This window comes from Ruegeria sp. HKCCD4884 (assembly GCF_013110855.1).
Classification (GTDB): domain Bacteria; phylum Pseudomonadota; class Alphaproteobacteria; order Rhodobacterales; family Rhodobacteraceae; genus Ruegeria.
The window spans coordinates 119,179-133,555 of the sequence record NZ_WVRJ01000016.1 but is presented as its reverse complement, the minus strand read 5'-3'; the positions used below and the strand labels follow the sequence as shown (position 1 = coordinate 133,555).

General features: G+C 56.5%; 13 protein-coding genes. 6 read left to right on the top strand and 7 right to left on the bottom strand.

Annotation, left to right across the window (positions count from 1 at the left end; translation table 11 throughout):
* Positions 1-264 precede the first annotated feature (264 nt).
* The 6 genes from GS636_RS20025 to GS636_RS20000 form a co-directional block, all read right to left on the bottom strand.
* Positions 265-1,779 carry a sulfatase-like hydrolase/transferase gene (locus tag GS636_RS20025; protein ID WP_171671951.1) on the bottom strand — a complete coding sequence of 505 codons (1,515 nt, stop codon included), beginning with the start codon at positions 1,777-1,779 and terminating at the stop codon, positions 265-267.
* A 254-nt stretch (positions 1,780-2,033) separates the two neighbouring features.
* Entirely contained in the window at positions 2,034-2,873 is an 840-nt protein-coding gene (locus GS636_RS20020) for an alpha/beta fold hydrolase (RefSeq protein WP_171671948.1), read from the bottom strand.
* A gap of 35 nt (positions 2,874-2,908) precedes the next feature.
* Positions 2,909-4,060 (bottom strand): CaiB/BaiF CoA-transferase family protein, encoded by a 1,152-nt coding sequence (locus tag GS636_RS20015; protein WP_171671945.1) that lies wholly within the window; start codon positions 4,058-4,060, stop codon positions 2,909-2,911.
* Positions 4,060-4,704, bottom strand: coding sequence for an enoyl-CoA hydratase/isomerase family protein (locus GS636_RS20010; protein WP_171671942.1), 645 nt, complete (start codon positions 4,702-4,704; stop codon positions 4,060-4,062). Before GS636_RS20010 ends, GS636_RS20015 begins: the two co-directional genes overlap by 1 nt.
* Positions 4,701-5,429 (bottom strand): class II aldolase/adducin family protein, encoded by a 729-nt coding sequence (locus GS636_RS20005; protein WP_171671940.1) that lies wholly within the window; start codon positions 5,427-5,429, stop codon positions 4,701-4,703. The genes GS636_RS20010 and GS636_RS20005 overlap by 4 nt, the downstream gene beginning before the upstream one ends.
* Entirely contained in the window at positions 5,429-6,517 is a 1,089-nt protein-coding gene (locus GS636_RS20000) for an aromatic ring-hydroxylating dioxygenase subunit alpha (protein ID WP_171671937.1), read from the bottom strand. The genes GS636_RS20005 and GS636_RS20000 overlap by 1 nt, the downstream gene beginning before the upstream one ends.
* A gap of 134 nt (positions 6,518-6,651) precedes the next feature.
* Between GS636_RS20000 and GS636_RS19995 the strand changes: the two genes are divergently transcribed.
* Positions 6,652-7,551, top strand: coding sequence for a LysR substrate-binding domain-containing protein (locus tag GS636_RS19995; RefSeq protein ID WP_171671935.1), 900 nt, complete (start codon positions 6,652-6,654; stop codon positions 7,549-7,551).
* A gap of 31 nt (positions 7,552-7,582) precedes the next feature.
* Here GS636_RS19995 and GS636_RS19990 read toward each other — a convergent pair whose 3' ends face one another.
* On the bottom strand, positions 7,583-8,455 hold the full coding sequence (locus GS636_RS19990; RefSeq protein ID WP_171671933.1) for a LysR family transcriptional regulator: 873 nt from the start codon (positions 8,453-8,455) through the stop codon (positions 7,583-7,585).
* 99 nt (positions 8,456-8,554) lie between these two features.
* On the opposite strand from GS636_RS19990, the gene GS636_RS19985 reads away from it, so the two are divergent.
* The 5 genes from GS636_RS19985 to GS636_RS19965 are packed head-to-tail and all read left to right on the top strand — an operon-like array spanning position 8,555 to position 14,313.
* Complete coding sequence (locus GS636_RS19985; RefSeq protein ID WP_171671930.1) at positions 8,555-10,000, top strand: aldehyde dehydrogenase family protein; 1,446 nt, start codon at positions 8,555-8,557, stop codon at positions 9,998-10,000.
* Complete coding sequence (locus tag GS636_RS19980) at positions 10,000-10,974, top strand: membrane dipeptidase (protein ID WP_171671928.1); 975 nt, start codon at positions 10,000-10,002, stop codon at positions 10,972-10,974. Before GS636_RS19985 ends, GS636_RS19980 begins: the two co-directional genes overlap by 1 nt.
* Positions 10,975-10,978: 4 nt before the next feature.
* Positions 10,979-12,667 (top strand): hypothetical protein, encoded by a 1,689-nt coding sequence (locus GS636_RS19975; protein WP_171671925.1) that lies wholly within the window; start codon positions 10,979-10,981, stop codon positions 12,665-12,667.
* The gene (locus GS636_RS19970; protein WP_171671923.1) at positions 12,664-13,293 is read left to right on the top strand and encodes a DUF3726 domain-containing protein; all 630 of its coding nucleotides are present in this window, start codon (positions 12,664-12,666) and stop codon (positions 13,291-13,293) included. Before GS636_RS19975 ends, GS636_RS19970 begins: the two co-directional genes overlap by 4 nt.
* Positions 13,294-13,305: 12 nt before the next feature.
* Positions 13,306-14,313, top strand: coding sequence for an Ldh family oxidoreductase (locus GS636_RS19965; protein WP_171671921.1), 1,008 nt, complete (start codon positions 13,306-13,308; stop codon positions 14,311-14,313).
* Positions 14,314-14,377 lie beyond the last annotated feature (64 nt).

The window sequence follows — 14,377 nt, the reverse complement described above, 5'->3', positions numbered from 1 at the left end:
GGGCTTAACGATCAAACCTCCTCAGGTTCAAAACCAAAAGGTCAGAGGTTCAAATAGCGGAAACGTCAACTTTGACATATTTGACCGCCTAGTGATCGCTTTATCAAGATAATCCGAATTGCATCAGCGCTCCGAAAGTTTGTCGATCCACAGCTTAAACAACTGTTTTCCCTTGGTGGTTCTTTTGCACGTTTTACCATCGCATCTTCTTTTTCTTGGGTTAGCGGCGGTCGGTTTCCGTTGCGATTGTTCCAATAGCCAATCTCACAAAGCGCTTGAATTGCGCATTTTTTCCTGCTCGCCTGGCGTGGGGGTGTGGTTGAAGCAATAGGCTGTCAGGCATGCTTCCTCTCCGCCCAGTTCGGCTATGCGCGCTTTCTGGTCCGCGAAGCACAATGTGTTGACGGTTTCCGGGTCGCAAATCTTTCTCAAACGATGTTCGCCTTCCGCTAATGCAGCTATTGTTTGCGGGTCATCTGCTTGTAGAGCCACAAGATCCCGAAGTTCATTAGGATCGTTTGTAAGATCGAAAAGTTGCGGATCATGGCCGACATAGTGAACGTATTTCCAACGCTGCCACCGTATCATGAATGTCCCGGTGGTTGACCCACCATCATGGTATTCGCTCAGGATCGTGCGGTCGGGATTGTCTTCTTCAAGGGCCAGTTCGCGCAGAGAAATACCTGGCAAATCACGGCTTGTTTCGTCATGGGATACACCTGTGACGTCTACCGCAGTCGCGGCCAGGTCCACCAGTGAAGCTCCAGTGGTCACCTTGCGCTTTTCAGGAACGCCGGGCCCTGCGAGGATCATGGGCACACCGGTGGATTGTTCGTACATCACCTGTTTTGTCCAAAATCCCTGATCACCCATCATGTCCCCATGGTCCGAGACATAAACCACAACTGTGTCGTCTGCCTGACCACTTTTTTCCAGAGCGCTCAGAATGCGGCCGACGCAATCATCCATGAAACTCGTAAGGCCATAGTAGGCGGCTTTCGCTTCACGCATTTTTTGCTCATCAAAGTACTTCTCGTAATCGAAGAACTCGGCCACATTCCGCAGCTCGGTGTGCTCTGGCCGGAAACGACCTTCGTAACCAACCGGCAGGTCGATTTGTGCCGGGTCATACATGGTAAAATACTCTTCCGGGCACGTGAGCGGGTAATGGGGGCTGACCAGTGACACGAACGCGGCCCAGGGTTGATCCGAGCCTGTTTGTTTCTGCAGCCACGCTTCGGCAGCTTTCGTGATCTCTCGGTCGTAGTCGGTATAAGTGCTGTTTCCAACACCAACGTCGGCGGCCAATTCGGCCGCCGCATCATAAGGTTGAGGGGTTTCGCGAAGGAGACCGATGGGCCATCCGACGCCGCCCACGACGTGCATTGGTAGGATTTCTTCAGAGAAACCGTTGTCGTCCTCGGTCGACCGAAAGTGAAGCTTGCCGATAGATACAGTTTGAATTCCCTGATCGCGTAAATGACGCATCCAGCTTCGGATCCGTCCATCATAGGGCGAGGCGCTATCCCAGTGTCGTGTCTTGTGAACGTGATCACCGGTAGCAATGGCGGCGCGGGTTGGCACACACATGGGCGATGGCGTGTAGGCATTGGTAAAAAGCGTACCTCGAGCAGCCAATGCGTCCAGGTTTGGCGTCTTGACGATTGGGTGCCCCATGCACCCCATCGCGTCCTTGCGATGCTCGTCAGAGATGATGATCAGAATGTTTGATCTTTCGCGACGCTGTGTTTGGTCTGCCTCGTTGGATTGATTGCTCATGGGGCTGCCCCTTCCTGCAACGTGTCACACCGGACGGTCGTTCAAAACGTCAATTCGGTCAAGGTTAGCCCACTGCTGCCGGATGTTGCGTAGACGAGGGTAGCTCTGAGCGCTCTCAAAGAATGAACAGCGGAGTTTGCCAATGTTTCTGCAGTACTGGCCATTTCTCATATCTCGACGCAATTGCTACGCTGATGACCCAAGCCCACATAGTCGATATGGGCTTGGATTGTACGCTGGAACCCCGGAGTGGTTTAGGTCCGCTTTTCCTGCTTTCCAACAAACTCGGCCAGTTGGGCATTGAATGCCTCCGCCCTTTCGATATTGACCAAATGACCGGTTGCCGGAAAGCGGTGCCATCTGACATCGGGAAGGATGTCGTACAGAAGAACATTTGTTGCGCCGACCAGATAGTAGTCTTCATCACCGGTCACGAGCATAACGGGCTTGTCGAACGCTTTTAGCCGGGCCACGTCGTCAAACAATGAGCGCCGGTTCCAATGCAGCGTGGACAGCACATGCACCGCCCCTTCGGGGGACTGATCGCGCAGGTTTGCGGCATATGTTGACCATCCTTCGGGGTCATCTTTCTGAAAACTCTGATAGGCGGGGTCATCCTCCAGCACAGCAACGGCTCCATCACCGCCCCGGTCTTCGCGCAGTTGGATTTCGTGCCCGACCCAGGTTTTCCGATAGTTTTCCCGTTCGTCCGCGTCCCGGGGTCCCGAGCTGTTGCCTACCAGCGTCACGCTGAGTACGCGATCGGGATGGTTCAGCGAAAAGTCCAGACTGGTGAAGCTGCCCATTGACGTTCCGACAAGATGCGCGGCTTCTATGTTAAGATGATCGAGCAGGGCCAACAGATCGCCGGTCGATTGCTCTTGCCCATATTGGGAACGGTTCGAAGGGATATCAGACGGAAGAAACCCGCGCGCCGAAAATGTGATGCAGCAAAATGACCGCGACAGCTCTGATATCTGTCGATACCAGCTGCGATAGTCGCCACCGAATTCGTGAACAAACACAATCGGGTCGCCTTTTCCGGTCACCTCGTGATAAAGCGTTGTGCCGTCTGGCGTTTGAAGCACGGGCATTCGAATAGTCCTGTTTTGGTCCGAGCGTTTTGAATTCAGCGTGTCAAAGATGCGATGGTTGCATCGTCATATCCCAGTTCTGACAGAACTTCGTTCGTATGTTGTCCAAGGAGGGGTGCGGGGCTTTCCTGAAGGCCGCGATCAGCAATGGGGTTGCGCGCAAATCGCATATCTTTCCCGTCAGAGCTTACGGTGGAAAAGGCGGCGTATTCTTCTGCGATAGGATTGTCTGCAATGGTTTGGATGTTCTCGACCACCGAGCACGGAATGCTGTTGTCGATCAAAATCTGTATCCAATGAGATGCCGTATGCTGTCTCAGGTGTGCGCCCAAGACCTGATCCAAGGCGTCGCGATTGGCCAGCCGGGCCTCATCCCCCTGAAAACGAGGGTCGTCCAACAGGTCAAGATATCCGATGGCCTCGCAAAACCGGGGCCAGTCCTTGTCGCTCCCCAATCCTATGACGATATCCCGATCCGCTGTCGGATATGGCTCAAAAGGGGTCATTGACGGGTGGCGCGAGCCAATGGGTTTTGGAACGATTCCGGCATTGAGATAGCGGGCAAACGCGTTTTCCAGGCAAACCCACTGACAGGCCAGCATGGACACATCCAGATGGCTGGTGTCTTGAACCCCCTTTGCGTCGCGCTCGTACAGACGTTGCAGAATGCCGATGGTGGTGAACAACGCAGCCGAGATGTCGCCTATCGAAAAGCCGACGCGGGTGGGGTCGCCGTCCAACTCTCCGTTTATGCTCATCATGCCACTCATTGCTTGGACCACGATGTCATAGGCCGGGCGGTGCGAAAGGCTTCCGGTTTGCCCAAAGCCGCTGATCGAGGCCGAGATCAGGCGCGGGTTGATCCGTTTCAGATCGGCGTCGCTGCATCCCAACCGGTCGCGCACACCGGGCCGCATGTTCTCGACAAACACATCTGCCGTGGCCAGCAGCTTGTGCAGGGCTTCTTTGCCCTGTTCCGTCTTCAGGTCCATAACGACCGAGCGCTTGTTGCGGTTCAGGGACGCAAAATAGAGGCTAATGTCATTCTCGAACGGCGGAGTTGTGCGGGCAATGTCGCCAGCCGGGTTTTCCACCTTGATGACGTCGGCGCCCAGGCTGGCCATCAACCACGTGCAAAACGGCCCGGACAGGACGGATGTCATGTCGACAATTCGGATACCTTTCATCAAGAACTCCTTCCGAGCATGGATTTCAGGGTTTTCAGATGCCCGTCGGCAGAGGCTATGGCCGGGGCGCACAATGCTTGGCAGGTGTCTGCTAAAACCTCTTGCGTCACCATTCGGTCGACCAGACCCCACATGGCTGCATCTTCTGCGCTGACGGCGTCGCCCCCCAAAAGGATCGCTGCGCTCCGACCCGGGCCAATTAGGGCTTGTAGCCTGTTTACATCGTATTGACCGGGCAAAACATTGTTCTTGAGCACCGGGTAGGAAAACCGTGCTTCGGGCACACAAACCCGGATGTCGCACGCAAGGGCCAGGGTCATACCCCCGCCGATGCAAGGCCCGTTAATGGCAGCCAGGGTCAGCACCGGGATAGCTCTGAACGCTTGGGCCATTTCGTCCCAGGGGTCTGGACCGCTCTCGTCAGTAGAAAGTGTGTTGAGATCCGCGCCAGCGCAGAAAACGCGCCCGCCCGCGCCGGTAATGATCACGGCACGCAGCCCTGTGTCACTGGCGGCTTCAAGGAAAATGTCACGCAGAGAGACCAGCATCGGGGGTGTCAGTGAGTTGGCCTTTGCGGACCTGTTGATTGTAACAGTCAGACAGGCACCGTCGCGTTGGATTAGGATCAGGTCGTTGTCACTCATGACCGGAACTCCGGCACGCTTCGATCCAGCATACGCATCAGTGCTGGCCACTGGACGCCCCCATGTGGTCCGTTTTGCGGCGCGCCCCAGTCGTGCAAGGCATCCATCGCATCGTCTGTGATCGTGATCGGCTTGTCCGTCGCACTCAGAATATCGACCTGAATTTTGCAGGCCATCTCAAGGTAGTAGTGATAAATGAAGGCTTCTGCCGCCGTGCGTCCGACCACCAATAACCCGTGGTTCTGTAACAACATGGCAAAGTTGTTGCCAAGGTCGCGCGCCAACAGGGCACCTTCGTCCTCAACTGCTGTAGAGTCCTGATAGGGATGGCTCGACAGTGTACCTAAAACAAACCCGGCATGTTGGGACAAAGCCAACAGCCCATTGGGCATGGCCGAAACGGCAACGCCAGCGCGCGTGTGGCTGTGGATCACGTAATTCACGTCAGGTCGGGCCGACAGAATGCCCGAGTGGATGATGTGCCCGGCCAGATTGACGATCTTACCGCTGTCCGGCCCGTCATCGACGGCCTGCCCGTCGAACGACATGCGGGTCAGGTTCGAAGCCGTGATTTCGTCGAACATCAAATCGTGTGAGTTCAGCAGGTAATGGTCAGGGTCTTCTGGCAGACGCGCCGAGATATGGGTCGATGTCAGGTCGGTCCAGCCGTAATGATGAGCAAGGCGGTAAAGCGCGGCCAAGTCCTGACGGATCACGTCACTCATCACGTCTCTCCCAACGCTTCGCGGTACAAATTGTGGAAATGGCGCAGCCCGACCTCACTCATCGCGCCGCAGCCGTCACCGATAACATAGGGCCCCGGCTCGAACGCGCGGCTTTGCATGCCTTTCTGGATCTTCGACACAACCACTTCGTCTTCGGCCCCGGTTGTTTCCTTGTGCTTGTGCATTAACGCAATCACATCCTCGTCCGCGATATCGCCGCTCGAGAACCACCGGTAACGATAGATCGTCTTGTTCCAGGCGACAGGTAAAAATTGACGGGTCGTAAAGTACCCTCCGGGGTAACAGCACATCGATACATTGGGAAAGATCCAATAAGCACCATAATCATCTGCGCGTGGGCTGGCGTTCAGATCGTAGTCATACTGCTTTTCGTTCTTCGTTTGTGCCTTGCCATCATGCCAGATTGTCTTGCCGTGCGGGACTGTTGTGTACCCGTCCATCTCAAGCACACCATGGGTCAAAGAGCTCGCATGCACGGTCGGGCAATGGTAGCATTCGTTGTAGTTTTCGACCGTAAGCTTCCAGTTGCTATCGTGCGTGATCTCGGTTTCGCAAACGAATTTCAGCTGGCCGGGGTCGGCGTGAAAGCTCAGCAGGTTCTGGCGGTATTCTTCTAGATCGGGGCCCATGGGTTCGGCATTTTCGTCCAGATTGACAAAGATAAATCCGCAAAACTCTTCGACCCGGATTTTACGCAGATTGATTTGGTCGCAGCTTAGGCCATCACTTTCGACCGAGCCGGGTGCGCGGCGCAGTCGGCCGTTAATTTCATACGTCCACGCATGATAAGGGCAGACCAAAACCCTCTTGCCCTTGCCTGTCCCTTCGACCAGAGGGTGACCACGGTGGCGACAGATATTGTAGTACGCATTGATACCACCATCCTGCGCGCGAATGATAAAGATGTCCTCATCCACAATGGCAAAGGTCTTGAAATCGCCCGGATCGGCAATTTCGGACACATGGCATACGCATTGCCAGCTTCGGAAGAAGATTTTTTCCTTATCAACCTCGAACCAGTCCGGCTGAGTGTAATATTTGGCCTGCAAAGGCAAATCTCGTGGCATCTGGGGTCTCTCCTGGCTGGCTTGCCCAAGTGGCGCCGCATCGCGGGGATGTTGTTCAGCATTAGCCTGCATTGCACTGATCCCTTTGCACAGATATAGAATCTTTACATCTAGGATAACTTCAGATTGCCCTCATGACCCAAAACACCGTTGACGTTCCACCGCTCGGGGCGGTTCGTGTCTTTTGGATTGCCGCGCGGTATGGAAACTTCAAACGCGCAGCGACAGAGCTGGGCGTGACGCCCACAGCCGTGAGTTCGCAGATCAAATCGCTCGAGGCTCATCTGGGCTGTCCCCTGTTCGAACGCCACGCGCAGTCGGTTGTTTTGAACGAAGCAGGGCAGCAGTTTTCCGAAGCCTGCGAGGCGGTATTTGCGCGGCTTGACCGGGCCGTGCAGGACGCGCGCCAGACAGCGAATAGATCGTCTATAACAGTTGGCGTCGGCGCGTTGATCGGCTCGCAATGGTTGTCCCGCCGCCTGTTCAGCTTTTGGCAACGTTTCCCCGAAACAGGTCTGCATCTTCAGTATTCCCCGGGCGGGGTGGAATTTTCGGATGGTCAGACCGATATGATGCTGGCTTGGGGGGACGGAGATTGGCCGGGATTGACATCGGAACCGCTGCTGCGATTTCCAACGTCGCCCGTCATCAGCCCAACTCTGATCGCCGAGAGTGTGCGCCCTTTGAAGCCTGCGGATCTGCTGCGCCTACCTCTGTTGCACTGGAAGGATCAAGTCGACTGGCTGGAGTGGTTCGATGCACACGGGGTGGAAACCGGCGACCACCTTCCCGGTGTGATTATAGACGATTCGAGTGTTCTGCTCCGGGCGGTGTTGTCGGGTCAGGGTGTATCCCTTGGGTTATTGCCGTTGATTGAAGTCGAATTGCAATCCGGCCAGTTGATCCGACCGTTCGACAACGATTTTGCGCCTTCAAGATCCTACCATCTGGTTTACCCATCCGATGCAATTGAACAGCCGCAGCTAAAAGCTTTTCGGGATTGGATTGTGCAAGAAGCGGGCCAGAACGGTTGATGGTCGGTGCTGAGGTGATAACTTGCAGCCCTTAGGTCAGGTCGCTGGAAAGAATGAACGTGCTACACGCGTCTGCCAATGCTTTGAAGCGGGGCTTTTCCTTGACATACAAATAGACCTGTCGCCTGTCGGGTAGATCGGACAACGTGCGAAAGGCCATGCTTTCAGGGATAATGCGAGCAACGGTTTGGGGAAGGATGGTGATCCACTTTCCAGTTGCCACCATTGCTATCAGGGACTGGGTGTTGTGAATCGTAACGTTGGTCCCTTCCAGCGCTTCAACATATTCCTGTGCCTCAATGAGATCACACAGGGCATTTCGAACAAATGTGAGTGTTACCACCTCATCCACGGTCGGCGGATCGGCCATTTTATTCAGCGGATGGTCAGCCGAACAGACCAGACCGAATTGATCTTCGAAAAAGGGATAGGCTTTGACGCCCTTGACTGGATGAAAGCCAGACGCAATTCCAATGTCGGCTTTACCGTCTGCAAGCGCGTCCAGAACCTGTCGCGTATCAGCATCCCGAAGCTCAACTTTCACGCCTGGAAAACATTGCGTCATGTGTTCAAGCACGGACGGGAAAATCAACGCGGCGACCGAGGGGACGGACGCTATTCGGATCAACCCATTGGCAGCGTGGGCAGCAGCCTCGATGGATTGCACTGTCTCATCAAACTGGCGCACCTGTTTGAGGGATAATTCAAACACCTGCTCACCCAACGCGGACAGATGGTTTTTACGTTCGCCGACAAACAGCTTTTTCCCAAGGTGATCTTCAAATTGCTTAAGGGTCATCGAGACAGCGGATTGGGTACGTCCCAGCCGGTCGGCAGCCTCAGACAGGTTGCCGGTTTGTGCGACAACGCAAAAGCAACGCAGCATTTCAATCTTGATTGTCAAATTTCAGTTTTCCTGAAGTTTGGTAAATTTATTTGAATTTGACTGATATGGCCCCAAAAGTCCATTCTCGGGCAAACTTCCTTGAACTTGAGGCCCGTCGTGACCAACCTGAATCTCATCGCTGGCGAATGGCTTGCCGGTGAAAGCGAAATCGAAAACCGCAATCCGTCAGATCTGAGCGACCTGATCGGCCATTTCGCACAAGCCAGTGCGGATCAGTTTGAGGCGACACTGGACCAGGCGCGCATCGCGCAAGCCGAATGGGCCGCTTATGGGCTAGAACGCAAGCAGGCCGTGTTGATGAACATCGGCAACGAGCTGATGGCCCGCGCCGAAGAGCTGGGCACTTTGCTCAGCCGCGAAGAAGGCAAACCCTTTGCAGAAGGGAAGGGCGAGGTCTATCGCGCCGGTCAGTTCTTCACATATTACGCAGCTGAGTGTTTGCGTCAGATCGGCGAGAACGCGGATTCCGTACGTCCTGATATCGAGATTGACGTGCGCCGCGAGGCGGTTGGCGTTGTGGCCGTTATCAGCCCGTGGAACTTCCCAACCGCGACGGCTTCGTGGAAGATTGCCCCGGCGCTCTGCTATGGAAATGCGGTAGTCTGGAAACCCGCTAACATCACGCCTGCCTCTGCCGTGGCCCTGGCCGAGATCATCAACCGTCAGGATATTCCCAAGGGCCTGTTCAGTCTTGTCATGGGCTCGGGTCGGTCCATTGGGCAACGGCTAGTGGAAAGCCCGAAGGTCAACGCCATCTCGTTCACCGGATCGGTGCCGGTGGGCAAGGGCATTGCAGCAGCGGCCATCCAGAACCTGACCAAGGTGCAGATGGAGATGGGTTCGAAAAATGCGCTGGCCGTGATGGACGACGCCGACCTCGACCTTGCCGTTTCGTTGGCATTGGGTGGCGCGTTTGGAGGAACCGGTCAGAAATGTACCGCCTCATCGCGGCTGGTGGTTCATGCCGCTGTGCATGATACGTTTGTCGAGAAACTGGTATCGGGTGCTCAGGCGATGAAAGTCGGTCACGCGCTGGAAGAGGGCACTCAGGTGGGCCCTGTCGTCAGTGCGCAGCAACTGGCCGAGAACCTGGCCTATGTCGATCTGGGCAAATCCGAAGGGGCTGAACTGGCTTGCGGCGGGCAGCGTTTGGAGATGCCGCATGATGGGTATTACATGAGCCCCGGCGTGTTCCTGAACACCACCAACGACATGCGCATCAACCGGGAAGAGATGTTCGCGCCATTGACCTCGGTCATCAAGGTCGACAGCTATGATGAGGCCTTGGCCACGGTCAACGATACCAATTTCGGTCTGACCTCGGGCATCGTCACGCAAAATCTGGCCCGCGCCACACATTTCCGGCGCAATGCACGCACCGGGGTTGTGACGGTAAACCTGCCCACAGCGGGCACGGATTATCATGTACCCTTTGGCGGGCGTGGTGACAGCTCTTATGGCCCACGTGAACAGGGCAAGGCTGCGGCCGAGTTCTACACGACGGTCAAAACCGCATATATCAGCGCCGGAAAGCCGATCTGATGCGGATCGACGGGCTGCAATACGCCAACTGGTCCGAAAAGATCTTTCGGCAATTGCGCGAAGGGGGCGTGGACGCGATCCACGTCACCATCGCCTATCACGAGAATTTCCGCGAGACGGTTCTGAACTTTGAAAAATGGAACCGCTGGTTCGAGCAATACCCGGACCTGATCATGAAGGGTCAATGGGCCAGCGACATTGATGCAGCGCGGGAAACCGGGCGCACAGCAGTGTTCTTTGGGTTTCAGAACCCATCGCCCATCGAAGATGACATCGGCTTGGTCGAAATCGTGCATACACTGGGCGCGCGATTCATGCAGCTGACCTACAACAACCAATCGCTGTTGGCGACGGGCTGCTACGAAGCCGAAGACACCGGGATCACCCGCATGGGGCGTCAGGTGATCAAGGAAATGAACCGGGTCGGGCTTGTCGTTGACATGAGCCATTCAGCCGACCGGTCCACGATCGAGGCGGCCGAGCTGTCCGAGCGTCCGATTGCGATCACCCACGCTAACCCGTTTGATTGGGCCCCGGCCCTGCGCAACAAACGCGACGAAGTGATACGTGCAGTGACTGAAAACGGTGGGATGTTGGGGTTTTCGGTCTATCCTCATCACCTGAAGGACAAGTCGGACTGCACTCTTGAAAGCTTCTGCGAGATGATTGCGCGGACGGCTGAGAAATACGGAGCGGAACATCTCGGGATTGGTACGGATCTGTGCCAGGATCAGCCCGACAGCGTTGTCGAATGGATGCGGGTTGGCCGTTGGTCGAAGCAAATCGATTACGGTGAGGGGTCGGCAAGTAACCCCGGATTCCCCCCGATGCCGTCCTGGTTTCAGGACAATCGGGACTTTGGAAACATCGAATCCGGGTTGCGTGCGACCGGTCTGAACGATGAAGAAGTTGCCGGTATCATGGGTGAAAACTGGTACAGGTTCTTTGCCGAGAACTTCGGGCCTCAAGGGTAGATGAATGGAACAACTGACGCAGACACAGATCGAAAGACGAGACCCGGCCACAGTTATGCGGCTGTCGCGGTTGGGTTCTTTGCATCAGTGTCGGCTGAGTTTCATGCGGCAATTGACCCGCCGAATGGCGCGGGAAAACTGGTCGTTCACACGGCCTGTCTTTGACATTGACGCCAATGGTGTTGGTCGGGCGGTCTATACCGCTCAAGGGCCGGATCGGACTTATTCGCTGGTGGCCTTTGCTCATGACTTGCCACCGGAACAACGGTCGGATCGGGTGATTGCCGAAGCGTGGGATGCCACCTTTGCTTTGTTCGACGGCATCCCGACCGAGGCCGACATTGACCGCCTTTCCCAAAACGTACCCCTGCAAGAGGCCGGGCGGGTGAGCGAAAGCGAGCTGTCCTTGTCTCGTGCCAATCGCTCGGTCCGCCTTTGGGACCATGTTGTGAAATCCTTGGCCGCAGGCCAGCAGCCCGATGTAGAGAAGATCTATCAGGTTGGGTACCTGATGCGGACAACTGCTGTATATGGCTCGGGCAAATTTGGCGCGGCGGATCGGGAAAAAGTTGCTGACCGGCCCGAGACGCAGGCCCCGTTTCAGGTCGAGATGCTATCGGTCTTTCTGACCCGAGCGTTTGTGCGGGATCTGGTGCAACACATGGCGAATGTCCAAGGCGGCGATCAAGCGGCGACTTTGGACCCAGAAATTTCCCGCTGGCTGGGGATTGGTAACTCCACCGGGCTTGGCATGGCACCGTTCATCGTCAACCACCCGGTTCTGTTCAACAACTGGATCATGGTACGGGAAGAAGCGATTGCGCGGGTTCGGTCCGCGGAAGTTGCCAGCGACGCCGAGATCGCGCGGTTCCGCGAAGTTTTCGAACGCAGCCGACTGTCGGTTTCGTGGTGGCGATCTGAACATCAGATACAGGTCAAAAAGCTCGAGGCGTTGAAGGCCGACCTGTTGTTGATCTCCGAGTATCTGAGCCAAGATGATTTGACCGCAGATCGACCGTGGAATCGACTGGTGGACTGGTCAGAAACCGCGCTTAGCGAGGAAGGTCAGGAGTTGCTGGCGTCGCTGATCCTGGAGCCTTATGGCGATTTGGTGGACGGGCTGGCTTCGTGCATGGCAGATACCCGCTCGCAGGCGTTTGTGATAGATGGAACCATGCCTATCGGGGCAGTCCGTGATCTTATCCGGGAAACATATGCCTGGGCTTTGGATCTGGATTGGGACGTCCGCGAGAATTGCGCGCGGGCGTGGTATGTTTCTGAAGAAAAGCTGGAACCCCGCATGGGGGAACGGTTTGATGAACCCATTTCTGACTATGAACAACCTCTGGCCCCGGCGCGGGATGCAGCGGCTGCTTATGACGCGCTGGGCGGGTGGGAAGACACCAAGCCCGTGGCCGAATTTCTGCTGCGCCACCCGGAACATCGCCACACGATCCGGCGCGTTCAAATGACCCCATCCGCACCCTATGGCGAAATCCGGGATAACACGATTGGGTCAAAGGTGCTGCCTATCGACATGCTGCGGGCAAAGCTGTCATTCTTTGGAGCAACCCATTTTGACCCCCGTTCGGATCGATGGGTGCGAATCTGCATGTATTCCGGTGCGCCGTACCCGGAGGAGCTGACTTCTGAAAACGCGGATCTTTGGGTCTACCCGCAGGAACCAACATGAATTTTTCGCTCAACGAGATGGAAGCAACCGCAAAACGGGCCACCCGTGGCGCGGGCTATTCCTGGGGCCAGGCCGAGGAGGCGTCGAAGGCGGCCCGCTGGCTGTGCGTGCAGGGGCTGGACGGGGCGGGGATTTTGTCCTCGTTGTTGGAGCAGGGGCTGGCTTCGGACCCGGCAGCGCATCGCCCTAGGCAGATTGATCGTCTCTGGCAGGGCCAAAGGGCGTTGTGCCCCTTGTCTGCGGGGCCTTTGTTGTCTGATGCGGCCCACTTGCTGAAAACGGGTCCAATCGAGATGCAGTACGTCGCAGTGCCCGCCTTGATGCTGCCGTTTGCGCGCCACGCCGCGCGTATATTGAACGAAGCGCTGACGATTGAAATCGACGCTGTTCAGTTTGTCGTGAGCGAGGGTTGGCTGGTGGCCCAGGACAGTCTGCCCGAAGCGGCCCATGAAGTCGTAGTTTCCCGAGGCGGTGCGCCGACCACACTGCGTGAACAACAGACGCGCGCCTATCCTGACCCACAGGATTGGGACACACTGAACCGCTTTGCCCACCGCACTTATGCCCCCGCAACCGAGGAATCCCGCCTGCTGGGTGCAGGGTCCGGGCTTTCTGACAATGATTGAAGAGACGCCAAAGTGACCGATACACAAACCCTGACCCTTGCTGAGATCGAAGACCTGTCTTTCCACGCGCTCGTAGCGGCTGGCACATCCGAAGAAAATGCCCGCCCGCTGGCGCAGGCCACAGCGGCAACCGAAGCCGATGGCGTTGCAAGTCACGGGCTCGCCTATATCCCGATCTATTGCGAGCATGTGCAATGCGGCAAGGTCGATGGTTTAGCGGTTCCCGTTCTGTCACGCCCCAAACCCGGTGTCGTGGCGGTTGACGCCGCAACCGGCTTTGCGCATTCGGCCATTGACACAGGGTTCGAGGCCCTGATCCCGGCGGCCCGAGAACAGGGCGTCGCGGTGTTGGCCATTAAAAACAGCTATAACTGTGGCGTTTTGGGCTACCACACCTATCGGCTGGCCCAGGCAGGGCTGGTGGGGCTGGGGTTCACCAACGCCCCCGCCTCCATCGCACCGTCCGGCGGGTCGAAGCCTGTGGTGGGCACCAATCCTTTTTCCATTGCCGCGCCCGGCCCAGATGGCGAACCCGCCCTGTTGATCGATCAGAGCGCCAGTACCATCGCCAAAAGCGAGGTCATGAAACATGCGCGTGAAGGCAAGCCAATCCCGGTGGGATGGGCCTTGGACGCAGACGGCAATCCAACAACCGATCCTGAGGTTGGATTGAAGGGATCCATGGCACCGTCGGGTGGATACAAGGGTGTCGGTGTGGCTCTGATGGTAGAGCTTATGGCGGCGGCTCTGACAGGTGCCAGTTTGGGCATCAACGCATCCCCGTTTTCAGGAACTGTGGGCGGCCCCCCGAAGACAGGTCAGTTCTTCATTGCTATTGATCCAAGCGCGACGACGTCGAGTGGGTTTGAGACTGGGGTTGCCGAATTGGTCGGCGCGATCCGTGTGCAAGAGGCTGCGCATTTACCCGGAGATGGCCGCAGTGCGAAGCGCCAGATCGCTCGTAAATCGGGCGTCGCAGTCAGCAAAGCTACACTCGACAAGATATCAAAATTTCTGTGACGTGCGGTCGAACGGCCCCTGTGGCGCGGCTTTCTTAAATCGGATGCGCCGCGTTTCAACCGCG

Coding starts and splice junctions, on each gene's coding strand:
- GS636_RS20015 (WP_171671945.1), bottom strand. CDS start 4,060: ATGAAAGGTATCCGAATTGTCGACATGACATCCGTCCTGTCCGGGCCG.
- GS636_RS19975 (WP_171671925.1), top strand. CDS start 10,979: ATGGAACAACTGACGCAGACACAGATCGAAAGACGAGACCCGGCCACA.
- GS636_RS19995 (WP_171671935.1), top strand. CDS start 6,652: ATGACCCAAAACACCGTTGACGTTCCACCGCTCGGGGCGGTTCGTGTC.
- GS636_RS19970 (WP_171671923.1), top strand. CDS start 12,664: ATGAATTTTTCGCTCAACGAGATGGAAGCAACCGCAAAACGGGCCACC.
- GS636_RS20000 (WP_171671937.1), bottom strand. CDS start 6,517: ATGCCACGAGATTTGCCTTTGCAGGCCAAATATTACACTCAGCCGGAC.
- GS636_RS20020 (WP_171671948.1), bottom strand. CDS start 2,873: ATGCCCGTGCTTCAAACGCCAGACGGCACAACGCTTTATCACGAGGTG.
- GS636_RS20010 (WP_171671942.1), bottom strand. CDS start 4,704: ATGAGTGACAACGACCTGATCCTAATCCAACGCGACGGTGCCTGTCTG.
- GS636_RS19980 (WP_171671928.1), top strand. CDS start 10,000: ATGCGGATCGACGGGCTGCAATACGCCAACTGGTCCGAAAAGATCTTT.
- GS636_RS20025 (WP_171671951.1), bottom strand. CDS start 1,779: ATGAGCAATCAATCCAACGAGGCAGACCAAACACAGCGTCGCGAAAGA.
- GS636_RS20005 (WP_171671940.1), bottom strand. CDS start 5,429: ATGAGTGACGTGATCCGTCAGGACTTGGCCGCGCTTTACCGCCTTGCT.